Source organism: Methylocystis borbori (assembly GCF_036576025.1).
GTDB lineage: Bacteria > Pseudomonadota > Alphaproteobacteria > Rhizobiales > Beijerinckiaceae > Methylocystis > Methylocystis borbori.
In genome coordinates, this window is the sequence record NZ_JAZHYN010000006.1 from 44,638 (window position 1) to 67,832 (window position 23,195).

General features: G+C 63.1%; 25 protein-coding genes and 1 tRNA gene. 14 read left to right on the forward strand and 12 right to left on the reverse strand.

Annotated elements, in window-relative coordinates; translation table 11 throughout:
* The first annotated feature begins 177 nt into the window (after positions 1-177).
* A complete protein-coding gene (locus V3H18_RS03335; RefSeq protein WP_332080472.1) occupies positions 178-1,647 on the forward strand; it encodes an aspartate aminotransferase family protein in 1,470 nt (489 codons plus the stop codon).
* A gap of 174 nt (positions 1,648-1,821) precedes the next feature.
* On the opposite strand, the gene V3H18_RS03340 is transcribed toward V3H18_RS03335, so the two are convergent.
* Positions 1,822-2,709 (reverse strand): branched-chain amino acid aminotransferase, encoded by an 888-nt coding sequence (locus V3H18_RS03340; RefSeq protein ID WP_332080473.1) that lies wholly within the window; start codon positions 2,707-2,709, stop codon positions 1,822-1,824.
* 137 nt (positions 2,710-2,846) lie between these two features.
* On the opposite strand from V3H18_RS03340, the gene V3H18_RS03345 reads away from it, so the two are divergent.
* The 3 genes from V3H18_RS03345 to V3H18_RS03355 all read left to right on the forward strand — a co-directional run bounded on the left by V3H18_RS03345 (position 2,847) and on the right by V3H18_RS03355 (position 5,643).
* Entirely contained in the window at positions 2,847-3,410 is a 564-nt protein-coding gene (locus V3H18_RS03345; RefSeq protein ID WP_332080474.1) for a MarR family winged helix-turn-helix transcriptional regulator, read from the forward strand.
* On the forward strand, positions 3,407-4,162 hold the full coding sequence (locus V3H18_RS03350; protein WP_332080475.1) for a response regulator transcription factor: 756 nt from the start codon (positions 3,407-3,409) through the stop codon (positions 4,160-4,162). The genes V3H18_RS03345 and V3H18_RS03350 overlap by 4 nt, the downstream gene beginning before the upstream one ends.
* 110 nt (positions 4,163-4,272) lie before the next feature.
* Positions 4,273-5,643, forward strand: coding sequence for an ATP-binding protein (locus V3H18_RS03355; protein ID WP_332080476.1), 1,371 nt, complete (start codon positions 4,273-4,275; stop codon positions 5,641-5,643).
* A gap of 6 nt (positions 5,644-5,649) precedes the next feature.
* Here the strand turns inward: V3H18_RS03355 and V3H18_RS03360 are convergent, their stop codons facing one another.
* The 5 genes from V3H18_RS03360 to V3H18_RS03380 form a co-directional block, all read right to left on the reverse strand.
* Positions 5,650-6,324: a TetR family transcriptional regulator gene (locus V3H18_RS03360; RefSeq protein ID WP_332080477.1), complete on the reverse strand. Its 675-nt coding sequence runs from the start codon at positions 6,322-6,324 to the stop codon at positions 5,650-5,652.
* Between the two features lie 75 nt (positions 6,325-6,399).
* Entirely contained in the window at positions 6,400-7,224 is an 825-nt protein-coding gene (gene proC, locus V3H18_RS03365) for a pyrroline-5-carboxylate reductase (RefSeq protein WP_332080478.1), read from the reverse strand.
* Complete coding sequence (locus V3H18_RS03370; protein WP_332080479.1) at positions 7,221-7,724, reverse strand: type III secretion system chaperone family protein; 504 nt, start codon at positions 7,722-7,724, stop codon at positions 7,221-7,223. Before V3H18_RS03370 ends, proC begins: the two co-directional genes overlap by 4 nt.
* A 460-nt stretch (positions 7,725-8,184) precedes the next feature.
* Positions 8,185-9,996 (reverse strand): autotransporter outer membrane beta-barrel domain-containing protein, encoded by a 1,812-nt coding sequence (locus V3H18_RS03375; protein ID WP_332080480.1) that lies wholly within the window; start codon positions 9,994-9,996, stop codon positions 8,185-8,187.
* 212 nt (positions 9,997-10,208) lie between these two features.
* On the reverse strand, positions 10,209-10,781 hold the full coding sequence (locus V3H18_RS03380) for a L,D-transpeptidase (protein WP_332080481.1): 573 nt from the start codon (positions 10,779-10,781) through the stop codon (positions 10,209-10,211).
* A gap of 242 nt (positions 10,782-11,023) precedes the next feature.
* Here V3H18_RS03380 and V3H18_RS03385 point away from each other — a divergent pair, with 242 nt between their 5' ends.
* Together V3H18_RS03385 and V3H18_RS03390 are read left to right on the forward strand one after the other, a co-directional pair.
* Positions 11,024-11,890 carry a methyltransferase domain-containing protein gene (locus V3H18_RS03385; protein WP_332080482.1) on the forward strand — a complete coding sequence of 289 codons (867 nt, stop codon included), beginning with the start codon at positions 11,024-11,026 and terminating at the stop codon, positions 11,888-11,890.
* A gap of 36 nt (positions 11,891-11,926) precedes the next feature.
* Positions 11,927-12,127, forward strand: a complete 201-nt coding sequence (locus V3H18_RS03390; RefSeq protein WP_332080483.1) for a hypothetical protein — start codon at positions 11,927-11,929, stop codon at positions 12,125-12,127.
* A gap of 273 nt (positions 12,128-12,400) precedes the next feature.
* Here the strand turns inward: V3H18_RS03390 and V3H18_RS03395 are convergent, their stop codons facing one another.
* Positions 12,401-12,760, reverse strand: a complete 360-nt coding sequence (locus V3H18_RS03395) for a protease inhibitor I42 family protein (RefSeq protein ID WP_332080484.1) — start codon at positions 12,758-12,760, stop codon at positions 12,401-12,403.
* 53 nt (positions 12,761-12,813) lie between these two features.
* Positions 12,814-13,473 (reverse strand): methyltransferase family protein, encoded by a 660-nt coding sequence (locus tag V3H18_RS03400; protein WP_332080485.1) that lies wholly within the window; start codon positions 13,471-13,473, stop codon positions 12,814-12,816.
* A 62-nt stretch (positions 13,474-13,535) separates the two neighbouring features.
* Here V3H18_RS03400 and rlmN point away from each other — a divergent pair, with 62 nt between their 5' ends.
* Positions 13,536-14,717, forward strand: coding sequence for a 23S rRNA (adenine(2503)-C(2))-methyltransferase RlmN (gene rlmN, locus V3H18_RS03405; RefSeq protein ID WP_332080486.1), 1,182 nt, complete (start codon positions 13,536-13,538; stop codon positions 14,715-14,717).
* Here rlmN and V3H18_RS03410 read toward each other — a convergent pair.
* Together V3H18_RS03410 and V3H18_RS03415 are read right to left on the reverse strand one after the other, a co-directional pair.
* Positions 14,686-15,231 (reverse strand): disulfide bond formation protein B, encoded by a 546-nt coding sequence (locus tag V3H18_RS03410; RefSeq protein ID WP_332080487.1) that lies wholly within the window; start codon positions 15,229-15,231, stop codon positions 14,686-14,688. The two genes, rlmN and V3H18_RS03410, sit on opposite strands and share 32 nt — an antisense overlap.
* A gap of 17 nt (positions 15,232-15,248) precedes the next feature.
* On the reverse strand, positions 15,249-15,827 hold the full coding sequence (locus tag V3H18_RS03415; RefSeq protein WP_332080488.1) for a YqaA family protein: 579 nt from the start codon (positions 15,825-15,827) through the stop codon (positions 15,249-15,251).
* A gap of 137 nt (positions 15,828-15,964) precedes the next feature.
* Between V3H18_RS03415 and V3H18_RS03420 the strand changes: the two genes are divergently transcribed.
* Positions 15,965-16,049: transfer RNA gene (locus tag V3H18_RS03420), tRNA-Leu, on the forward strand.
* Positions 16,050-16,346: 297 nt separating this feature from the next.
* Positions 16,347-17,378, forward strand: a complete 1,032-nt coding sequence (locus tag V3H18_RS03425; protein ID WP_332080489.1) for a hypothetical protein — start codon at positions 16,347-16,349, stop codon at positions 17,376-17,378.
* Between the two features lie 58 nt (positions 17,379-17,436).
* On the opposite strand, the gene V3H18_RS03430 is transcribed toward V3H18_RS03425, so the two are convergent.
* On the reverse strand, positions 17,437-17,811 hold the full coding sequence (locus tag V3H18_RS03430) for a hypothetical protein (RefSeq protein WP_332080490.1): 375 nt from the start codon (positions 17,809-17,811) through the stop codon (positions 17,437-17,439).
* 198 nt (positions 17,812-18,009) lie between these two features.
* On the opposite strand from V3H18_RS03430, the gene V3H18_RS03435 reads away from it, so the two are divergent.
* A complete protein-coding gene (locus tag V3H18_RS03435; protein ID WP_332080491.1) occupies positions 18,010-18,183 on the forward strand; it encodes a hypothetical protein in 174 nt (57 codons plus the stop codon).
* A gap of 93 nt (positions 18,184-18,276) precedes the next feature.
* Here V3H18_RS03435 and V3H18_RS03440 read toward each other — a convergent pair whose 3' ends face one another.
* A complete protein-coding gene (locus tag V3H18_RS03440) occupies positions 18,277-18,762 on the reverse strand; it encodes a DUF2165 domain-containing protein (protein WP_332080492.1) in 486 nt (161 codons plus the stop codon).
* Positions 18,763-18,866: 104 nt separating this feature from the next.
* Between V3H18_RS03440 and V3H18_RS03445 the strand changes: the two genes are divergently transcribed.
* The 4 genes from V3H18_RS03445 to recG all read left to right on the forward strand — a co-directional run bounded on the left by V3H18_RS03445 (position 18,867) and on the right by recG (position 23,192).
* Positions 18,867-19,571, forward strand: coding sequence for a glutathione S-transferase N-terminal domain-containing protein (locus V3H18_RS03445; protein ID WP_332080493.1), 705 nt, complete (start codon positions 18,867-18,869; stop codon positions 19,569-19,571).
* 42 nt (positions 19,572-19,613) lie between these two features.
* Positions 19,614-20,297 carry an orotate phosphoribosyltransferase gene (locus V3H18_RS03450; protein WP_332080494.1) on the forward strand — a complete coding sequence of 228 codons (684 nt, stop codon included), beginning with the start codon at positions 19,614-19,616 and terminating at the stop codon, positions 20,295-20,297.
* Between the two features lie 101 nt (positions 20,298-20,398).
* Complete coding sequence (locus V3H18_RS03455) at positions 20,399-21,049, forward strand: M15 family metallopeptidase (RefSeq protein WP_332080495.1); 651 nt, start codon at positions 20,399-20,401, stop codon at positions 21,047-21,049.
* A 40-nt stretch (positions 21,050-21,089) separates the two neighbouring features.
* On the forward strand, positions 21,090-23,192 hold the full coding sequence (gene recG / locus V3H18_RS03460; RefSeq protein WP_332080496.1) for an ATP-dependent DNA helicase RecG: 2,103 nt from the start codon (positions 21,090-21,092) through the stop codon (positions 23,190-23,192).
* Positions 23,193-23,195 lie beyond the last annotated feature (3 nt).

A 23,195-nucleotide genomic window follows, 5' to 3' on the forward strand; every position in this document is an offset into this window, starting at 1 on the left:
CGAAGAAATGTGGAGACTGCCGCCGCAAAAATCTCGAAGACATGTGGCGTCCGGGCAACATCTGCGGATTTGACAAATTCGCCCGGCGCGCGCAATCGAAACCGGCGGCGGCCTTGTCGCGGGGGCCATGGACCCGCTTTTCTTCCCGCCGCCGCTCGATCGGTTGGAGCCGCCGCAATGACCCATTCGTCGACCGCGCCCGCAACCGCGCCCCGGGGCGTTTCACAGAACGACGGCGCGAGCGCGCCTGTCGATTCCGCATATGATCTCGCCGCGCTCGTCGCCGCGCGCGAGAACGAGCGTTTCGCGCTGCACTCGAAATATTTGAACGAAATGTGGGTGCGCGTTCTCAAGACCATCGGCTATGACGTTGGCTTCACGCGCGGCCTCGGCCCCTATCTTTGGGACCGCAAGGGCGACCGCTATCTCGATCTCCTGAGCGGCTGGGGCGTCTTTGCGGTGGGCCGCAATCACCCGGCGCTGCGCGAGGCGTTGCTGAGCGTTCTCGACGGCGAATTCGCTAATCTGGTGCAACTCGACGTTTCGGTCCTCGCCGGCGTGCTCGCCGAAAAACTGCTCGCCTATGCGCCCGGACTCGAAAAGGTCTTCTTCGCCAATTCCGGCGCCGAGTCGGTCGAGGCCGCGATCAAATTCGCGCGCGCGGCGACGGGACGCGCGGGCATTTTGCATTGCGCGCATTCCTTTCACGGGCTCACCTACGGCTCGCTGTCGATGAATGGCGACGAGATTTTCAAAAAGGGCTTTGGGCCGCTGCTGCCAAATGCGCGCGAGGTTCCCTTCGACGATCTCGCGGCGCTCGACGCGGCGCTGAAAGGCCGGGACGTCGCCGCCTTTTTCGTCGAGCCGATCCAGGGCAAGGGCGTCAATATTCCAAGCGACGGCTATCTCGCCGGCGCGCAGGCGCTCTGCCGCAAATATGGAACACTCTTCGTCGCCGACGAAATCCAGACCGGCCTTGGCCGCACCGGGCGCTTCTTCGCCATCGATCATTTCGACGGGATCGAGCCCGACATGATCGTCGTCGCCAAGGCGCTTTCGGGCGGCCATGTGCCCGTCGGCGCCGTGCTGACGCGCAAATGGATTTTCGACAAGGTGTTCGATCGTATGGATCGCGCCGTCGTTCATGGCTCGACCTTCAGCAAGAATGATCTCGCCATGGCGGCGGGCGTCGCGACGCTCGACGTGATGAAAAACGAGCGCGTCGTCGAGAATGCGGCGGCGAAGGGCGAACGCCTGCTCGCCTCATTCCGTAAAATGGCGGAAGGCTATGAACTCGTCGCCGACATTCGCGGCAAAGGGCTGATGATCGGCGTGGAATTCGGTCCGCCGCAGTCCTTCAAGCTCAAAGCGGCGTGGAATCTTCTGGAGACGGTCAATTCGGGGCTGTTCTGCCAGCTCATCTCCATCCCGCTGTTTCGCGACCACAAGGTGCTGACGCAGGTCGCGGGACATGGCAATCACACGATCAAGCTCCTGCCGCCGCTGACGATTTCCGACGCCGACTGCGACTGGATCGAAACTTCCTTCGACGCCGTCATCGCGGACGCGCATAAGGCGCCTTCCGCCGTCTGGTCGCTTGGCAAAACGCTTGCGGAGCATGCCATAAAGGCGCGCATGAGCGGCTGAGGTCTGCTTTCGATCAAGCGGTTTGCTTGGCGTGTCATTCCCGGCAGGCCGAAGGCCGGACCGGGAATCCAGAGCAATAGTCAGGATTTTTGTCGTGGCCCTGGATTCCCGATCGCGCTTCGCGCGTCGGGAATGACACCGGAAAGACTCGATTAGAGGCTCTTTGACGCGCGCTCAGGCGGCGTCCCTCTTCCTTACGACCTCGTTGGAATAATCCTCGATGAGGAGGCGGGACATTTCCCCTGGGGTGAAGCGATAGGGGCCGACCTCCGACACCGGGGTCACTTCGGCGCCGGTGCCGCAGATGAAACATTCCGAAAAAGACGCCATCTCTTCCGGCAGGATGCGCCGCTCGACGACATCGATCCCGCGCCTTTTGGCGAGGCCGATCACCGTGCGGCGCGTAATGCCGTCGAGGAAGCAGTCGGCGATGGGCGTATGCAGCGCGCCGTCCTTGACGAAGAAGACATTGGCGCCGGTGCATTCGGCCACCCTGCCCTGCCAGTCGTACATCAGCGCGTCGGCGTAGCCGCGCCGCTCCGCGCGATGCTTGGAGATCGTGCAGATCATATAAAGGCCGGCGGCTTTGGCCAGCGACGGCGCCGTCTGCGGATCGGGCCGGCGATATTCGGCGATGTCGAGCTTGATGCCCTTCATCTTCGCGTTCACGTCGAACATGCTCGGCCAGTCCCAAACGGCGATGGCGACATGGATCGTTGAATTCTGCGCCGCCACCGCCATCATTTCGCTGCCGCGCCATGCGACCGGTCGGACGTAGCAATTCATCAGGCCATTGGCCTTGACGGTCGCGTCCTTGGCCGCGTCGAGCTCCTCGACGCTGTAGGGAATCTCGAAATCGAGCACCCGCGCCGAAGCCTTGAAGCGCTCCGAATGCTCGCGCGACTTGAAGATCGCGCCATCATAGGCGCGCTCGCCCTCGAAGACGCAGGAGGCGTAATGCAATCCATGCGACAGGACGTGGAGCTTGGCGTCGCGCCAGGGAACAAGCGCGCCATTATACCAGATGAATCCGTCGCGCTGGTCGAAGGGCGGAAGCGACATGGCGGGCTCCGGGAAGATACGGTCGAACAGGGCCGAATGGCGCGTTACAATCCGCGGTCAGCACTAGCCATCGGTCAGAAATATGTCAATATAGCTGACATAAAAAGCCGGCGCCGACCGTCAAGGATTTGACAAGCGTGAGCGAAATTTTGCAGCGCAAAACGACCGTGTCGACGCCTGTCGCCGCCTTTCGACGCGCGCCCGCGAAAGCCGCGGCGCAGCTGGAAGGAGCCGACGCGCTCGAACTCGTCGAGCTCTTCTTTTTCGCCTATCGCGATTTCGTCGGCGACGCCGACCGGCTTCTCGAAAATTACGGCTTCGGGCGTGCGCATCACCGCGTATTGCATTTCGTGCATCGGCGCCCTGGCCTCACCATCGCGGCGCTGCTCGAGACCCTGAAAATCACCAAGCAGAGCCTCAACAGAGTGCTCAAGCAATTGCTCGACGCGGGCTTTGTCGAGGCGCACGCCGGCGTCGTCGACCGCCGTCAGCGCCTGCTCTATCCGACGCCGCAGGGCGCGAAGTTGGCGCGCGAACTTGCCGCGCTGCAATCGGAGCGATTTCTGCGCGTCATGGAGGAATTGCCGCCCGCCGCGCGCGGCGCCGCGTCTCAATTCCTGTTCGCCATGATCGATCCCAACGAACGCGAGCGCGTGCGCGCGCATCTCGCGAGAGCCAGACGCAAAGGCGGCCCCTCATGACCGCGACGCCGCAACGCGCGCCGGGGCCGCCGCAGGCGAAGGGCGCGCATATTCTCGTCGTCGACGATGACAAGCGGATCCGCACGCTTCTATCGCGCTATTTGATGAACGAAGGTTATTTCGTCAGCGCGGCGGCCGATGCGCAGGAAGCCGCGGCCAGAATGCGCGACCTCGCCTTCGATCTCATCGTGCTCGACGTGATGATGCCGGGCGAAAGCGGCGCCGCCTTCGCCGCGCGGCTGCGCGAGAGCGCGGAGCCCATGCGCTCGGCGCCCATTCTGATGCTGACGGCGCTGACCGAGACGGCCGATCGCGTCCTGGGGCTCGAGGCCGGGGCCGACGACTATCTCGCCAAGCCCTTCGATCCGCGCGAATTGTCCTTGCGGATCGCCAGCATTTTGCGGCGCGCGCGGCGCGTCGAGCCGGCGGCTCCCAAGCGTTTCGGCGATTTCGTCTTCTATCCCGCGCGCGACGAATTGCTGCGCGCCGGCGCGCCGGTGCGCCTGACCACGCGCGAGCGCGGGCTTTTGCGCGCGCTTGTCGAACATGACGGCGCCATTGTTTCTCGGCAATTTCTGGCGCAACGCGATCCGGGCAAAAGCGCGAGCGAACGCAGCGTCGACGTCGAGATCGCCCGCTTGCGCCGCAAGATCGAGACCGATCCCAATGCGCCGCGCTACCTGCATACGGTGCGCGGCCACGGCTACCGGCTGCTCGTCGAGCCGATGCGCGGCGGCGGCCCGAAATGCTAGAGCATGTCCATGAGTCGTCCGTTTATGTACACGCTCCGCATTCTTGAATTGACGCATTTCCACGCTGAAGCGGCATCCACTTCGGCGGGAAACGCCATGGAGGCGTCACGATGACCGTGGTCCTACCGGAAGTTCTGGCCGCCCCGCGAAATCTTTGGCGGTTCTTCGCCACCTGGCTGCATGATCGTATGCCAAAGGGGCTTTACGCCCGCACGCTGCTGATCGTGATTCTTCCCGTCGTCCTGCTGCAATCGGCCATCGCCTATGTGTTCATGGAGCGGCACTGGGAGGTCGTCACTTATCGGCTCTCGGCCGGCATGGCGCGCCAGGTGGCGGCGCTCGTCGACATCTACCGGAACATGCCCGACGACGCCGAACATACGCGTTTGCGCCATATCGCCGCCACGGACCTCAATATGGAGGTCGCGGTGCTGCCCAAGCAGCCGCTGCCGCCGCCCGCGCCGAAATCGTCGCTGTTCTCCCTGCTCGACAGGGCGCTGACCAAGGAGCTGTCGCGGCGCGTTCCGCAGCCCTTCTGGGTCAACACGTCCGTTCCCCGCAATCTCATCGAAATTCGCGTCGCGCTCGACGACGCGACGCTGAAGATGCTCGCGACGCGAGCGCACGCCTACGCCTCGAACTCCTATATTTTCTTCATGTGGATGGCGGTGGCGTCGATCATCATCCTCGCCATAGCGACCTCTTTCCTGCGCAATCAGATCCGCCCGATCTTGCGGCTCGCGCATGCTGCGGAGGAATTCGGCAAGGGACGCGAGGTGGCCTTCAGGCCGCGCGGCGCGCGCGAGGTGCGACAGGCCGGGGCGGCCTTCGTCGAGATGAAGCGCCGAGTCGAGCGCGCGATCGAGCAGCGCACCACTATGCTCAGCGGCGTTTCGCATGATCTGCGCACTCTCATCACGCGCTTCAAGCTGTCGCTCGCGCTGATGCCCGAGTCGAGCGAGGCGGTCGAAATGCGCAAGGACGTGGACGAGATGGAGCGCATGCTCGAAGCCTATCTCGCCTTCGCGCGCGGCGACGGCGGCGAGGCCTCGGCGCTCACAGACATCGGCGCCCTGTTTGACGAGTTGAAGGCGGATACCGAAAAGCGCGGGATCGCCGCCGCGATCAAGATCGAGGGCGATCCGCAGATCGTCGTTCGGCCCGCGGCGATCAAGCGGCTGCTCGCCAATCTCGTCGGCAACGCCCAGCGCTATGGCAAGCAGATCGAGCTTTCGGCGATCAACGACGGCGCGACATTGACGCTGCATGTCGACGACGACGGGCCGGGCATTCCAGTGGAGCGGCGAGAAGACGCCTTCCGGCCATTCTATCGTCTCGACGAGTCGCGCAATCAGGACGGCGGCAATTCGGGCCTCGGCCTCGCCATCGCCCGCGACATCGCGCGCGCCCACGGCGGCGACATCACGCTCGACCGCAGCCCGCTCGGCGGTCTGCGCGCCACGGTGAGCCTGCCGCTGTAGCGGCTGTCACGCACGCGCGTGCGGATAGGAATCCTCGTCGTCGTAATCCTTCCCGCCACGTTTCGTTCGCCCGCCGAACAGGCTTTGCGCGAAGGAGTAGAAGGGCCGCGTCAACCGGGCGAAATCTTCGGCGCGATCGACGTAGCGCTCGCCGCGCGCAAGCTCGCGGTCGAGCGTCGAAAGCGCGTCGTGAATGTCGCCGGAGAGCCAGTCGTCGAGCACCCGGCCCCAGGCGAAAGCGAGGCCCTGAAGCTTGAGCGAGCCGACGGGACCCTCGCTGTCGATGTCGGCGGCTTCCAGCATATAGCGCATGGAATTCACCGTCTCCCGATTGAGCGCCGCGGCGGTGAGCGGGTCGCGCGCCGCCCAGCGGGCGACGCTCGCCAGCGCCTCGCGATGCGGCTCGAGCGCCTCGAGCCGGCGGCGCAGCACCTCATAGAGCCGCTCGCGCGCCGGTTCGTGAGAGCCGTCAGCCGGCGAAGCGTCGAGAACCTCGCGGTCGATGCGCCGGGAAAAGCCGCCGATGATCGCGCCCTTCGAGGGAAAGAGGTCGCGCAGATCGGCCAGCGAGATATTCGCCTCATGGGCGATATCGGTCAGCGTGACTTCAGCGAATTCGCGCCGCGCGGCCAACCGCAGCGCGGCGTCGATCACATTGTTCCGGGAATCGCCGCTCTTCATATCGCTCTCCGCCTGCAAGAGGTCGTCAGGAGTATTCTATTGCAGCGCCGCGGCAGGACAAGGCAAGCGGGTTAATCAACCCGAAAGTTCGCCGGCCCGGCGCTTGGCCGCGGCGACGGCGCGGCGCATGAGCGCAGCCAAGCCGTCGCTCGCCGATAAAACTTCGAGCGCCGCCGCCGTGGTGCCGCCGGGAGAGGTCACGCGCTGGCGCAAGGTCTCGGCGCTTGTTTCGGACTGGCGATGCAACAATTCGCCGGCGCCTTCGACGGTTGCGCGCGCGAGCCGGCCGGCGAGCGCTTCCGGCAGGCCTGCGTCGACGCCGGCCGCGGTGAGACATTCAACGAGATAGAAGACGTAAGCGGGGCCAGATCCCGACACGGCGGTGACGGCGTCGATCAGCGCTTCGCTCTCGACCCATTCGACGCCGCCAACAGTGGCGAGCAGCGCGTCGGCGAGCGCGCGCTGGGCTGGGCCGGTCTCGGGGTTGGCGTAAGCGCCGGTGACGCCGCGTCCGATGGCCGCTGGCGTATTGGGCATGGCCCGGACGATGGCGCGCGCGTCCGGAAGACGTCCCGCAAGATCGGCGATGCGCTTGCCGGCAAGGATGGAGACGACGACCGTCTCCTCGCCGATGAAAGACGCCGCCGTCTCCGCGCCGGCTTCCAGCATCTGCGGCTTGACGGCGAGAAGCACGGCGTCGCGCGGCGCCGTTGCGCCGTTAAGCAAAAAGCCGTGCGCGGCGCACAACGATTGAAGCCTGAGCGAAGGCTGCGGCTCGACGATCGCCGCGTCGGGGCCGGAGAGGCCATGCGCGGCCCAGCCTTCAAGCAAAGCAAGGCCCATATTGCCGGCGCCGATCAGCGCGATCGACGCGCCGCGCAACGCCCCTTCGGCGCTCACGCCTCGCCCTTCGTCTCGAAATTCGCGGCCTCGAGCGCCTCCTTCGCGCTTTTCCCGGCCCAGAGCACGAATTGGAAGGCCTGATAATGCCGCTCGCAGGCCTGCAGCGCATTGTCGAGCAGCGCTGCGCATTGCGTCGCCGACGGCTGCGCGCCGCCGGTGAGGATCAGCCCGTGCCGGTGCATGGCGACGCCCTCCTTCGGCCAGAAGTCGAAATGGCCGATCCACATCTGCTCGTTGATGGCGTTGACGAGCGACATCACCTCGCCGCGCCGGCGCTCCGGCGCCTTGAGATCGAAAGCGCAGCTCACATGCAGGGTTTCGAGGTCGGGAAGCCAGGTGAAGGCGACGTGATATTCCGTCCATGCGCCGGCGACGGAAATGGAGATTTCATCTTCATCGTCTCTGTCGAAAGACCAGTCGTTGGTGGCCGCCAGTTGCTCCACAACATCCACGGGATGTTCGGCGCGTTCCATTTCTTTTTCTGTTGCGATCAGCATGTGCCAACCTTTTTGTAAATGTCAGCAGAACGCGGCGACTAAACAAACGAGCGACAATGCTGCTTCCGAGGAGGCGCCTCCTTTTCAAGCATTTGATTCGAGAGCGAATCAACTCTTGCCGTCACTATACTCCACATCAACCATGACGCTAGAAAGCAGTGCGTCGTCGCTTGCGAGGATGATGGTCGTTCTCCCATCGCGTAGATTTCTTCGCCGGTTCTTTCGCGGCGGAGACTGCTGGATTCGCTCTTGGGCGTAAATCGGCGCCCGCCCTCTCTTCCACAGCAAGAGGCGGCGTTCGCGATAAAAAATCTTTGGAGAAGAAGGATTTTTCGTCGCCCGGTCCTCGACGCCGCGCAAACTTTCGATCGCATGCGATTCGAAAGAATCGCTTTTTCGTTTGGGCGGCGGAGCCTTGAAGGAAAAGCCGACGCTTCGCTTAGCTAAGGCATAAGCGCCTTCAAAATCTTATTGCCGCGCCGCCTGTCGCGCTAAAGATGTCCGCATTGTTCGAAAACATGCCGTCATAGCGAATAAAGAGATCGGCTTCGGCAATGGAGAGGGTTAGTTTGGCTCCAACCGCTGCGGCGTTACGCGGCCATCGCGCGCCCTCCGCCCAAAAATCAGTGCGCAGCGCGCCTTGGAAGTTTTGCAGGACCTTCCGATGCACATCGGCGAAATCATGCGCCCAGCCGGCTCGCCCAGAGAGAGTCAAGGGAGCGCTCAAGCCAAGAGGCAAACCATAGGAAAGCTCTGCGCCCAAAGCGCTCATTGCCGTCGCCACCGTACGCTGCGTGACATTGAGATTGACGGCTCCAGCTCCTTGCTCCGAAAAACCTCTCGCAAAAAACACAATGCTTTGAAACGACGCAAAAGGCGCGGTTGTCAGCCTATCGCTCCAGTGAAAATCATAGCCGACTTCCGCCGTGGAAAGCAGGGAGTCGTTGTTGAAACTCGCGGTCGCCGTTCGCGCAAGTCCGGGGAAGGCGATGCTGCGGCTAACCGCCGTTTGGTTGTAGGAGTATCCCAAAGCCGCGTCGATATAGACATCGTTCGAAGCATATCCCGCATAAGATCCTATGGAATAGCTATCAAGATTTCCCGAGCCGGAAACGCCATTCAAACCGAAAGAGCTACGCGTGTAGGCCGCGCTCAAACCAACGAGAAGCGCGGGACTGAAAAGGTAATCCGCTCCGACGGCCGCTCCGCCGCCGGAGAAGCGTAATCCCTCAAAATCTTGGCTTCCATATAGCGAGGCCGCGCCCCCAAATCCGCTTATCCAGGGCCGCCAACCATTCGCCAAGCGCGGAACGGTTGGGACCCGGCCCAAATGAATTTGATCTCGCAGAACCTGCGCGAACATGCGTCCTGCCCCGATCGCGATCGACGCCACATTAGCGTTAACCTCGCCGTCCAACTGCCTCAATGCGTAACGCAAGGAGCCGGAATCTCCATAGTTGAGGAGATCAAGGGCGTTGTAGACGCCGTCCATATCGGTGAATTGCGCAGGAAAAATCGCGTGGTCGAGGGCGAAGGCCACCGTCCCAGGATTGCCGCCCCCGGCCCGAGGGCCATAAGCCAGCGCGAAAAGTCCGATGGATTGCCGATTGACGAAGTTGCTTTGGTCGATAAACAAGGGATCAGAGCTCGGCCCACATCCGCTTGGGCTTTGGCCGATTAAGTAGCCCTGAATCGCGCCTCCGTTTCCCCAGAAGCCGTGTGGTTGAACTTGTTGCGAGTCCGTAATGGGGCCCGCTTGCCCAAGGAGGATACAAGTGTGGGCGGGCAGTAAGGCGATGGTCTGCATTGTGGGAGTGGTAGGCAGCGCCAAAACGTCCTTAATTTGCTCTGGGGTCAAACCGCGCACTTGGTTGGACGGCACAACCCAGCTCCCGGCCGGATTGCTCGTAGCGTCGTAAAAACGCACATATTGGGTTGGCGTCGAGGTCCAAACCACAGCCACGGCGGCGAGCGGTGAATCGACGAAAGGGGGCGTCGTCGTCGAGGGCCAAGTATAAGGCAACAGGTAAGTATCGGCGTCGTGCCCGTTCGTAATCGACGGGTAAACCTGGCCCTGACATTTCGTCACCGTCTGACCTGGCGGGCAATCTTTGTTCCAAAGCGACTGGCCATAGGCGACCGGACCAGTAACGATTTGACCAGGAGGCAGAGTTAACGAACCTAGGCTCTGAGCGTATGCCGGAGCGCTGATTGCCACAACGATGAGCGCGGCCGCATAAAAAATCCACCTTCCAGGAAAAGGATTAGCCATGCTGCTGCCCGGCCCGATATTGCCCTATTGGCGCGATGAATAAATATTCACGCATGGCATATCGCGGCTATGGCTTTTGCAGATCAAAAGTCTTTTGCAGTGGAGTGTGGCAATCCAGCCACAGTCGGCGGCCCCCTCGCAAGCCTAGCGGCGCGTCGATCCAGCGCCCGCCGGACGCGAGCGTTGGACGACGCGCCTGGTAGCGCGCTGGCTTAATGCGACATGATCACCGGCGCGCCGACGTCGACGCGTTCATATAGATCAGAGACATCCTCATTGAGCATGCGGATGCAGCCATAGGAGGCCGCCGTGCCGATCGACGCGCGCATCTTATGCGTCGTGCCGTGAATGGCGACATCGCCATAGCCGAGCGTGAGCGCGCGCACGCCCATCGGATTGCGCGGCGAGCCGCCGGGAATGAAATTCGGCAATTCGGGATGATCCGCCTTCACGACCGGCGGCGGCACCCAGTCGGGATTGACATATTTGCCGCCGACCGAGGTCGTGCCCGACCATTCCTTGCCGTGTTTGGGAACGGCGACCGGATAGCTGTAGGCCACGCCCCGGTCGACGACGAGAAAAAGGCGGCGCTTGTTGGCGCTGATCACGATCGTGCCCGGCTCCACCTCCGGCGAGAAGGAGACGACGCTGCGCGCCGCCGAAGCGGTCTGCGGGGCGGCGCTCAGGCCGATCGCAGAGACGGCGGCGAGAAGGAGAAGACGGAAGGCGCCAATTTGCGGCTTGGCGTGGCGGGATGATGCGGGAACGAAGAACGCGATACGCATGACGAATGATCCTTGTTAACCCCAGCGCTCACACTGACAGATAGCGTCATTCTAACTTTCGCCATCTTTCTGTCGAAACGTTCCGCGTCTTCAGGTTAGCGCTTAACGTTAAGACGCTGCTGGGTTTATGCGGCTCAGCCGGCGCTTCGCTCTGCGCCTAACGCCGTATTTCAGACGCATTGTCGTCAAAATTTGCGCATGCCTGCGCTTGCAGTTGGACCATCGGCGCGAGATAGGACGACATGAGCGAGACCGCCGCCCCGCCCCGCATCTTCGATCGCGCGTTGCTGCGCCGACGCCTGTCGCGCGCCATAGAGCGCGGCGGCCCCGACTTCCTACTCAGGCGCGCGGCCGACGATCTGCTCGACCGGCTGCTGACGGTGAAGCGGGAATTTCCTCGCTCGCTCGATCTCGGCTCGCCGACGTCGCATTTTTCTCGCGCCGTCATAGAGAGTGGCCGCACGCCGCCCTGGCGCGCCAGCCGTTATGGCGGCGATGTGATCGCCGACGAAGAGGCGCCGCCCTTTGCGCCCGCCGCCTTCGATCTCATTGTCTCCGGCATGGCGCTACAATGGGCGAACGACCTTCCCGGCGTTCTCGTTCAAGTCAGACGCATGCTCGCGCCGGATGGGCTGTTCCTCGCCTGTCTCGCCGGCGGCGCGAGTCTTGTGGAGCTTAGGGCGGTTTTTGCGCAGGCCGAGGAGGAAATCACCGGGGGCGCCAGCCCGCGCGTCTCGCCCTTCGCCGACGTGCGCGACATGGGCGCGCTGCTGCAGCGAGCCGGCTTCGCCTTGCCCGTCGCCGATGTCGACAGTTTCACGCTGCGCTATGATTCGCTCTTCGAGCTCATTGCGGATTTGCGCGCCATGGGCGCCGCCAATGTTCTGACGATGCGCGCCCGCAAGCCGCTGCGCCGCGACATGCTCACGCGCGCCGCGCAAATTTACGCGGCGCGTCACGCTGACCCAGACGGGCGCGTGCGCGCGAGCTTTGAGATCGTCTGGGTCTCCGGCTGGGCGCCGCATGAAAGCCAGCAAAAGCCCGCGAAGCCCGGCTCTGGCGCCATGCGGCTGGAGGATGCGATGAAGCAATTGAAGCCGCCGCAGTGAAGGGATAGGTTTGTCGAAGGCGCATACGAGGAAGCCATGACGAAGCTTGCGAAGATCGAGGCCGCGGTGTCGAGCCTCTCCCCGGAGGAGCTTGCGAAGTTTCGGGCGTGGTTCGAGGAACTCGACGCCCACGCCTGGGATGCGGAGATCGAGCGCGACGCCAAAACGGGCCAGCTGGATGGATTGGGGGAGAAGGCGCTTTTGGACCACAAGGCCGGCCGGACGAAAGCTCTGTGAAGCATTACGCTTCCCAAGATTTTTGGGCGGCCTATGATCGTCTACCAAAAGAAATTCGGGAATTGGCGAACAAGAATTTCGCGCTGCTCAAAAGCAATCCGCAACACCCTTCGCTTCATCTCAAGAAAACTCGAAGGCGTCGGGATCAGACATCGCGCTCTGGCAGTCGAAGCGGATGACGGCTTTGTCTGGTTCTGGATCGGAACCCACACTGAATACGACCGATTGATAAAAGCGCAATAATGGGAAGCCGAGCGCCAGCGAAGAGCGCAGCTAAGGCGCAACCTCTACCTCCACGCGCCGGGTTTGAACGGGCGCGGGCTCCCACGGCCGCTGATAAACGAAGACGATCTGCGCTTGGCCCGGCTTGAGCGCGGTGATTTTCCAATGCCGAACGCTAGGGCTTCCGACCATTTTGGAAGGCGCGCCGCTGCGGCCGGCGTCGGCGATCGCGATTAGGTCGAGTCCTTCGCTCGCTTCGCTGTCGGTCCGCCAGGAATAGCCAGTCGTGATATTTTCCTGGAGCGAGAAGAGCGCGCTCGCGCCAACCTTGAGCCTTATGCGTTCATCGGCTTGCGCAAGCGTCGCCACAAGCAGGCCAAACAGCGTCGCGAGCGACAGCAGACGGTTCATGAGGCGACTCCTTTACGCAATTGCGGCGATGATGATAGGAGCCGCCTTCGCGATCAATAGACGCCCGGAATAAGCCGCGCCGTCCGCGCGCGATAGGCGTCATATTCCGCGCCGAACTCGGAGCTCAACAGGCGTTCTTCCGAATTCATGCGCGCGACGAGCGGGGGAATATTGAGCAAAGCCAAGAGAACGCCGACGCCCGTATTAAACGCCAATCCCCAGCCGAAGGCCGAGATGAAAAGGCCGAGATAGCTCGGATGGCGGATGCGACTATAGAGCCCGGTCGTCACCAGTTGATGCCCCGGCTGGATCGCGACAAGTCCACTGAAGCGGTGGCCGAGCACGGCCACGGGCCAAAGGCGCAGCGCGCCGCCCGCTGCAAGGAGCGCCACGCCAAGCCATCGAACCGCTTCGCCATCCAATAGCCAAACGCCTTGCTGGTCCGCCCATGCCGGCAGATAGGCGCCGACGAGCCCGACAATCATAAGAGCCGGAATGACCCATCGATTGGCGCGATCCTCGCGCAGGCCTGGACTGATATTGCCGCCGACGAAGGCCGAGGCGACGCCCATGAAGATCAATACGACGGCGAGCCCCGTTCGCGCCGGACTGGAAAAATAGGCGGCGAACCCGCCCTCGCCCAGGATCGCCAGCCAGAGATAAAGGGCGATGAAACCCAAGGCGACGGCCGCGCGGATAAGTAAAGGCTTCATGGCGACTCCCGTGAAAATTTCGCCTGCGGCGTGATATATAGGGGGCGCCGTTAGAGGATTTCATGACCGCCCTTGCCGCTTCCGCCGCATCAACGCTTGCAGTTCAGCCTTCGCTCGCCGGGATGACCCGCGCCGAGATCGCAGACTCCTTGCGCGCGCTCGGCCTGCCCGAGCGCGAAATCCGCATGCGCGTGGCGCAGCTCTGGCACTGGATCTATTTTCGCGGCGCACGCGACTTTGACGAGATGCTCAATGTCTCCAAGGCGCTGCGGGCGCGGCTCGCCGACGCCTTCGCCCTGCGCCTGCCGGAAATCGTCGAGGAGCAGGTCTCGAGCGACGGCACGCGCAAATGGCTGCTGCGGCTCGCCCCTGTCGACGTGCAGGACAAGGGCGCGGAGATCGAATGCGTCTATATCCCGGAAAGCGACCGGGGCACGCTCTGCGTCTCCTCGCAAGTGGGCTGCACCCTGAATTGCAGCTTCTGCCATACCGGCACGCAAAAGCTCGTGCGCAATCTGACGACGGCCGAAATCGTCGGACAATTGCTCGTCGCCCGCCAGCGTCTTGGGGATTTTCCCGGCCGCGAAAGGCCTACCGACGGGCTGACGCCCGCGGGCGAAGGCGTGCGCGCCGTCTCCAACATCGTCTTCATGGGCATGGGCGAACCGCTCTATAACCCCGACAATGTCATGGCGGCGGTCGACGTCATGGCCGACGGCGATGGGCTGTCGCTCTCCAAGCGCCGCATCACCGTCTCGACCTCCGGCGTCGTCCCGCAGATCGAGCGGCTCGGCGCCGAATGCGGCCCGGCGCTCGCCATCTCGCTTCACGCCGTGCGCGACGATCTGCGCAATGCGCTGGTGCCGCTCAACAAGAAATATCCGATTCACGCGCTTTTGCAGGCCTGCCGCGACTATCCAGGCGCGTCGAACGCCCGGCGCATCACCTTCGAATATGTAATGCTGAAGGGCGTCAACGACTCCCCCGCCGAGGCGAAGGAGCTGGTGCGCCTCCTGAAAGGGATGCCGGCCAAGATCAATCTCATTCCCTTCAATCCCTGGCCGGGCGCGCCTTACGAATGTTCCGACTGGGAGACGATCGAGCGCTTTTCCGACATCGTCTTCAACGCCGGTTACGCCAGCCCCGTGCGCACCCCGCGCGGACGCGACATTCTCGCCGCCTGCGGCCAGTTGAAGAGCGAGACGGAGAAGCTCAGGGCGCGGGCGCGCCTCGCGGCGGGGTGACGAGCGCGGTTGAACTGCTGCACGCGCAAACGGCGAGCGCCGCCAGCGCCGCCGAGATGAAGACGTTCCAATTTGCGAGCGTGAGGCCCAGCACCCATAGCGTCGGCTCGTCGCAACGCACGACCTTCACGGTCTGAAGCTGCTTCATGAAATCCTCGACCGAAGGCGCCGCCGTCAGCGCGCCCGAGCAATCCGAAGGCCCGGCAAAAATCTTCCATTCGACGCCCGAATGATAGATCGAGAGCGCGGCGTCGCCGGCGAAGAGCAGCGCCATCAACAGAAAGGCCCCGCGAGCGGCCGCGGCCCTCCCGGTCTGCGACAGGAACGCCGCGAGCGGCGCGAGCGCGAAGGCGGCGTAATAGGGAATGCGCTCCTTGTAGCAGAGTTCGCAGGGCAGAAATCCTCGCGCCTCATAGGCGAAGGCCCCGCCGATCGTCGCGACGGCGGCGGCGAGGATCAGCAGCGCCGCATTGCTCGGGTCCGCCAGGCGATCGAGCGCGCCGCGCCAGTTCATTTGGCCCTCTTGCCGCCTCAAAACATTTTCGCCGCGAGCGCGAAGCCTGCGACGACGATCACGGCAAGCGAGCCCATGAAAATTCCGAAATGGCTTTCGAGCTTAGAGCGGATGGGGTCGCCGAAGCGATTGATCGCGGCCGCCAGCACGAAGAAGCGCGCCCCGCGCGTTATGATGGAAAGCGCGATGAACAGCGGGAAATTATAGGCGAGCAGCCCCGAGACGATGGTGACGAGCTTATAGGGAATCGGCGTGAAACCCTTGACCAGAATGAAAATCGCGCCCCATTGCGCATAGAATTCGCGCAGCGCCTCCATCTTCTCGGCATAGCCGTAGAGATTGATGAGCCATTGCCCGATCGTGTCGTAGAAAAGCGCGCCGAAGGCGTAGCCGAGCGCCCCGCCCGCGACCGAAGCGATGGTGCAGATGGCGGCGAAATACCAGGCCTTCTTCGGCTCGGCGAGCGTCATCGGCACGAGGATCACGTCAGGCGGCACGGGAAAGAAGGAGCTTTCCGCGAAGGCGATGGCCCCGAGCGCGAGGGGCGCGCGCTTGCTCGCGGCGAGCGACATGGTCCAGTCGTAGAGCTTTTTCATTTGTCTCCGGCGGCGGCGCTGCTTTGGCCGCAGCGCATAGCATGTAAGTCTGGCCGAAAGAAGCTTGACGCCGGGTTGACGGGCGAAGCGGCGCGGCTAATATCCGCGCCGCTTCGCCGGCGCTCCTGCCGGCCAAGGCCCCTGTGGCGGAATTGGTAGACGCGCTCGACTCAAAATCGAGTTCCGCAAGGAGTGCTGGTTCGACTCCGGCCAGGGGCACCATTTAATTCAATTTAATAAAATATATCAATTAATTATAATTGTCGATCTTTGCTCTGGCCGCCGGCCTGATGGGACTGGGTCCTTCCTCGATCCGCGAGGCGTCGCCACGCCAGGCTCCTGACGAAAAGGGACCGCGGTCAAGGCCAATTTTGAGGCGAATGGTCGCGGAACGAACGCTGGCAATTCGCGTTGTACGGACGATCGCTTCTGCACATGCGAACGTAAGCTTTACGATCAGACGAAGCGACGATCTTCCAACATTTAAAATCCTCAAAGATTGGCCGGAGGATGCCGCGCATGTATTTGACGCCGATCCACTTTATCGACCTCGGGTTTCGCACCTTCATGGGAAACCCGTTTTCTGATCCGCAACAAATTTCCCTGCGGCAAGGGGAGAGCGACTTCCGCCTGCTGGATGCAAGGGAGGGTCTCGTGGTGACCCTCGGTCCCGATACGTCCTTTTTCGATCGGCCCAGCAGGTCTGTTTGCCGATGGCCTGGAACGCTGACTATTCCCCGCCAAAGTCCCCATTCTGTACCGAAACGCTCATGGATCGCGAATGAGTTCGCCACGTTTCTTTATGTGTGTTTTGGCGGCGGAGACGTGAAATTAAATCGGATAGCCGCCTTGGAAAAACAAAAGGAGATTTTGCTGACAGCGGGAGAAGGCAATGTCGTCGAGAAAATCGACCTGACAAAATTCGCGCGTGAGCGTTCGCCGCCTCTTCTGTTTCTCCAGCCTGCCTATCTTTGTTCATCCTCCAATGTCGCGATTCAATCGGTCCCATGTGACGCTTCGACGATGAGTTGGGCGCGAGCGCCCTATGTCTATATGACCCGCCCTGTTGACGATTTGTGGAACCCCGCAATTTTATGTCTCGCCGGCAAGACGATGATTTGGTGCGAAAGGATCGAGCCTGGCGAGAGTCGTGACTACGCTCTGGGAAACGTCATTGCGACGACCGCCAATATCGTTTCCAAGCTGCGGCCAACCAGCCAGGCGCACCCCGAGGATCGGATGCTCGCCGCAGTCAAACACGGCCGCGCTACAGCGAATGGGATTGTTTCGGCGTCGACAAAAACGAACGCCGACAACTCGTTCCGCAGGCGACTTCGTGAATTCGCCGCCGCCGTCGCAATCCTTTTCGAATCGATACGCGCCCGCGAGGGATTTTTTGTTTGCGAGCTGACCAATGATTCTGACGCCCCGGCCTATGTTTTCGTCCAACTTAACAAAAGCGATTTCTACGGCGGCTCGGGGCTCGTCGGCTTCGCGATAAAGCTACTCTCCAGCATCTTCCGTCTGTCGCATCTATCCCTGGGCCATTAATCAACGGGCTTACAGGCGGCGACGATTATGACGTCCGACGATTTGTCCGGCGCAGAAATCAATTCGGGCAGTAAAGCGTCGAGCGCACCCGCTGATAGCGCGCATAGTCGCCGCCGAGGCTCACATTGATTTCATTCGCCACGCATTTGCGGCCGACGGGCTCATAAGGGGCGGCATAGCCCCAGGGATACCATTCGTTTGACGGGGGATAGGGGCCGAGGCCGGCGTTCAAGGCCATGGCGGCGGCGCTCCAGTCGTAATAGCGCGGATCATAATCCCACGGTCCCTGCACCCAGGGGCCGAGGCGCACCGGCCCAGTGGAGCGCACGACGCGGCCAGCGCCATATCTGCGCCAGGCGGAGGCTTCCGAAACCGACAGGGCGGCGAGAAGAAGCGCGACGCATCCGCCCGCCAGAAATTTGCGCGCACGCATAATGTCCTCCGCGTTTTACGCGCTATTGAACCATGTCCATTCGAAAAAATCCCGTAGGCCGCCATAAAAAATTGCGCGCGGGGGACGCTGGGAATATTCCGCCGCTGGGCGGATTTATCGGCGCTTCAGGTTTAGTTCCCCCTTGATTTCGCGCGGCGGCCGCCAATCTCCTTTGACGGTGACAAAAGGGGCACGACCATGACCGACGACGATCAGAACAATCCCACCGTCCAGAAGAATAAATATCTTTTCGCCGGCGTTGGCGCCGTCCTTGGCGGCCTAACGGGCGTCGCTATAGCTGGGCCGGTCGCCGCTATTGTCGGAATCGGGCTCGGCGGCCTGCTCGGCTACAATATGCTCAAGCGGCTCTAAAAGCATTTCCGGCCGAAGCGGGCGCCGGTTCGGCTGAGACGAACGCGTCGATATTAAAAACGGGACGCATGCAAAATGCGTTATCCGCCGCGCTCAATCGTCGCGCTGGTGCACAAAAAGCAGGACCAATCCGATGCTGCCGATGAAGCGGAAGGCGGCCTGCTGCATATTGTAGGTCGCGGATCGCCACATCTGGAACCATTCGCCGCCGACGCCCAAGAAGCCGAAAAGATAGAGCCCGAGCCCGAGTGCGAGGCCCGCCACGGCGATATTTTTGGCGGCATTGAAACGAACGGCCTCCGCGCGCCGCTCGCGCCACAATTTCCCGGCGCCCGCGAGGCAGAGCGCCGCCGCAGCGAATTCGGTGAAGATGATGAAGCCGTAGAGCAGCTTATGCAGCGTCGGATTCGTGATCGACCGCCAGGAGATGACGCTGTCGCGCGGCACCTCGTCCATCGACATGACATGGCTGACGATTTCGTAATTCGTATTGTAGTCGAAAACATTATCCAACGCGATGAGCAAAAGGAGCGCGCCGATAGAAGCGACGAGAAGGATTTTGGATATTCTGACGGCCATCGACAGCTTCCTTTTGAATTAAGATAGCATGAAAATAAGGCGATTGATCTTGCGGCGCTTCGGCCTACAACACGGAGCGCGCTTTCCTAGGCGGACCGGCATTCATGATCGATCTCTACTACTGGCCGACGCCCAATGGCCATAAAATCACGGTCTTCCTCGAGGAGACCGGACTCGCCTACCGCATCAAGCCGGTGGACATTTCCAAGGGCGATCAGTTCAAACCCGAGTTTCTCGCGATTTCGCCCAATAATCGAATGCCCGCGATCGTCGACCGCGCGCCGGCCGACGGCGGCGCCGAGGTCGCGATTTTCGAATCCGGCGCAATCCTGCTTTACCTCGCCGAGAAGACGGGTCGGCTCCTTCCAGGGGACATTCGCGGGCGCGCGCGCGTCTTGCAATGGCTCTTCTGGCAGGTCGGCGGGCTTGGCCCCATGGCGGGCCAGAACCACCATTTCGCCAAATATGCGCCAGCGAAAATCCCCTACGCCATCGAACGCTACCGCAACGAAACCGGCCGGCTTTATGGCGTGATGGACGCCCAGCTCGCCAAAACCCCCTATCTCGCCGGCGACTATTCCATCGCCGACGTCGCAAGCTATCCCTGGGTCGTCCCGCATGAGGACCAGGGGCAGGATTTGGCGGATTTTCCGCATCTCAAGCGCTGGTTCGAGGCGATAAGGGCGCGGCCGGCGGTTGCGCGCGCCTATGCCGCCGGGGCGCCCTACGAGCGGGCGCGGGTCGATTTCTCGGCGCTGGAGCGAGAAATTCTTTTCGGCCAGAAGCCCGCGCGCGACGGGACGAAATAGGCTATAGCCGCGCGTCAAATATTCCAGCGAGGCCGCCCGCCCATGTCCGCCGACCGCCAGACCGCCGCAGAAGAAACCGCCAAGGCCCTGATCGAAGTAGAGGCCGTGCTGGTCAATGTCGAGAAGCCCTTCATCACCACGGCTGGCTGGGCGTCGCCCGTCTATATCGACATGCGCAAGATCATCGGCTTTCCGCGGCTGCGGCGGCGCCTGATCGATTTCGCGACGCAATGCGTCGAACGCGAGATCGGCTATGAGTCGCTCGACATTATCGCGGGCGGCGAAACAGCCGGCATTCCCTTCGCCGCCTGGATCGCCGACAGCCTGATGCTGCCGATGCAATATGTGCGCAAAAAGCCCAAGGGCTTTGGCCGCAACGCCCGCATCGAGGGCGATCTGAAGGAAGGCGGTCGGGCGCTGCTCGTCGAGGACCTTGCGACCGACGGCGGCTCGAAAAAGGATTTCGTGCAGGCGCTGCGCGATTCCGGCCAGCGCTGCGACCATGTCTTCGTCTTCTTCTTTTACGATATTTTCGCTGGCGCCCGCGAGGAGCTCGCGGCGATGGGCATTACGCTGCACGCGCTCGCGACATGGCGCGACGTGCTCGCGGTCGCGCGCGCGCATAAATATTTTCCGGAGAATGCGCTCAACGAAGTCGAAGCCTTCATCGCCGATCCCGTCGCCTGGTCGGCGGCGCATGGCGGCCTCGCCAAAGCCAAGGGATAATGGCGACGGAGCGATTGACGGACGCCATCTCTTAAGGAAGCGGCTGACGAATGGTCGGGCGTCGTCCGCGTGGATTTGGGTTGAAACCAGCTGAGGCCGCGATGCGGAAAATGATCGCTCCCCTTCTCGCGACGCTCGCCGCGCCCTGCGCCCAGGCCTATGCCGGCGAGCCGCCGCCCGGCTTCCTGCGCCTCGCCGAGATTGCGCCGGATCTCCTGCAGGAAATGCGCTACGCGGGGCCCCATAATTTCACCGGGGCGCCCGTGCCCGGCTATGGCGCGCCGCAATGCTGGCTGCGCGCCGACGCCGCCAAGGCGCTCGCGGCCGCCGCCGCCGAAGCGCGCAGCCGCGGCTTCTCGCTCGTCGTTTACGACTGCTACCGACCGCGCCGCGCCGTCGCCGCCTTCGTCGACTGGTCGCGCAATTCCGACGAGCGCGCCAAGCCGGAATATTATCCGCGCGTCGATAAAAGCGCGCTCTTCGCCGAAGGCTATATCGCCGAACGGTCGATGCATTCGACTGGTCTTGCCGTCGACATCGGGGTGCGCGGCTGGGACTTCGGCACGCCTTTCGATTTCTTCGACCCCCGTTCCTGGACCGCGGCTGAAAGCTCGCAAAAGGCCCGCGCCAATCGCGACGCGCTCCTCGCGCTGATGCGGCGGCACGGCTTCGAGAATTATCCGCGCGAGTGGTGGCATTTCACCTATAAAGGCGCGGATGGAGCGCCGAGTTATGACGCGGAGATCAATTGACGCGCTTCCGGCGATGGCCGCCTCGATAGGCTGAAGCGCCATGCGTCCGTCCCTGCTCGATCCGCTCTTCGGCCGGGTCGCCGCGCTTCCGGGCGTCGGCCCCAAGACCGCGAAGCTCTTCGACCGGCTGCTCGCGAAGCCGGGCGGCGAGGCGCGCGTCCTCGACCTGCTTTTCCATCTTCCGTCAAACGTCATCGACCGCAGCGCGCGGCCGACGATCGCCGCCGCGCCCCTCGATACGATGGTGGTGCTGAAGGTCAGGGTCGCCGAGCTTCGCCGCCCGCAGGGGCGTTATTCCAAGGCGCCCTATCGCGTATTGGTGGAAGACGAAACCGGCGATGTGGAGCTCGTGTTCTTTCTCGCCAATCAGGACTGGATCGAGCGTAGCCTGCCGCTGGGCGCGACGCGCTGGATTTCGGGCCGCATCGAGCTTTACGACGGGCGCCGGCAGATCGTCCATCCCGACCGCGTGCTGGACGAGGCGGGCTTCGCCAAGCTTCCCGTCTTCGAGGCCGTCTACGGCCTCACCGAAGGGTTGCAGGCGCGCTACGTCCTGCGCGCGACGGAAGAGGCCTTGGCACGCCTTCCGGCGCTTCCCGAATGGCAGGATGCGAGCGTCCTCGCCGCTAATAAGCTTCCGCCCTTCGTCGAGGCGCTGCGCGCCGCGCACCGGCCAGAAAACGCTGGCGCGCTTTCCGTGCAGCATCCGGCGCGCCAGCGGCTCGCGCTTGACGAATTGCTCGCGAGCCAGCTCGCCCTGCGGCTTATCCGCGCCAAGCTGCGGCGCCCCGCCGGACGCGCCCACATCGGCGACGGGCGCTTCACGCGCGCGATCGAAGCCGCGCTGCCCTTCCGCCTCACCGGCGCGCAGCGGCGCACATTGAAGGACATCGACGCCGACCTCGCCTCCGACAAGCGGATGCTGCGGCTCGTGCAGGGGGATGTCGGCTCCGGCAAGACGATCGTTGCGGCGCTTGCCATCGCCCGCGTCGCGGAAAGCGGGCGGCAAAGCGCGCTGATGGCGCCGACGGAAATACTCGCGCGCCAGCATTACGAGCGCCTCGCGCCGCTGTTCGAGGGCGCCGGCTTGCGGATCGCGCTTCTCACCGGCCGCGTCAAGCCCAGCGAGCGCGCCGGCCTTCACGCCGCGATCGGCGCCGGGGAGATCGACGTCGTCATCGGCACCCATGCGCTGGTTCAGGGCGATCTCGCCTTTCACGACCTCGGCCTCGCCGTCGTCGACGAACAGCATCGTTTCGGCGTTGAGCAGCGCCTTGCGCTCGGCGCCAAGGGGGACGGCGTCGACGTGCTGGTGATGACGGCGACGCCCATTCCGCGCACGCTCGCCTTGACGGCATTCGGCGACATGGATTGTTCCGCGCTCGACGAAAAGCCGCCGGGGCGCACGTCCGTCTCGACCCGCGCGCTGCCGGCGGATCGGATCGGCGAGGTCGTGGGGGGTCTTCAACGCGCGCTGGCGCAAGGCGCGCGCGCCTATTGGGTCTGCCCGCTCGTCGAGGAAAACGAAGAGCTCGATCTCGCCGCCGCCGAGGCGCGTCATGCGGACCTCGTCACATATTTCGGCGCCTCCGTCGGTCTTGTCCACGGCCGCATGAAGGGCGCGGAGAAAGACGCCGTCATGGAAGGCTTCCAGCGCGGCGAGATCAAAATACTCGTGGCGACCACGGTGATCGAAGTCGGCGTCGACGTTCCCGAAGCGACGATCATGGTGATCGAGCACGCCGAGCGTTTCGGCCTCGCGCAATTGCATCAGTTGCGGGGCCGCGTCGGGCGCGGCAAAGGCGAATCCTCCTGCCTCCTGCTGTATAAGGGCCCCTTAAGCGAAGCCGCCAAGGCGCGCCTGACCACGATACGCCAGACGGAAGACGGATTCCGAATCGCGGAAGAGGATTTGAGGCTGCGCGGCGAAGGCGAAATTCTCGGCGTGCGGCAGGCGGGACTGCCGGGCTTTCGCCTCGCCGATCTTTCCGCCCATGCGCGCCTGCTCGCCATCGCGCGCGACGACGCCGAACTCATCCTGCGCCGCGACCCCGATCTTGTGAGCGAACGCGGAGCGGCTCTGCGCGCTCTCCTCTATCTCTTCGAGCGTGACGAGGCCGTGCGCCTGTTGCGCGCCGGTTGATGG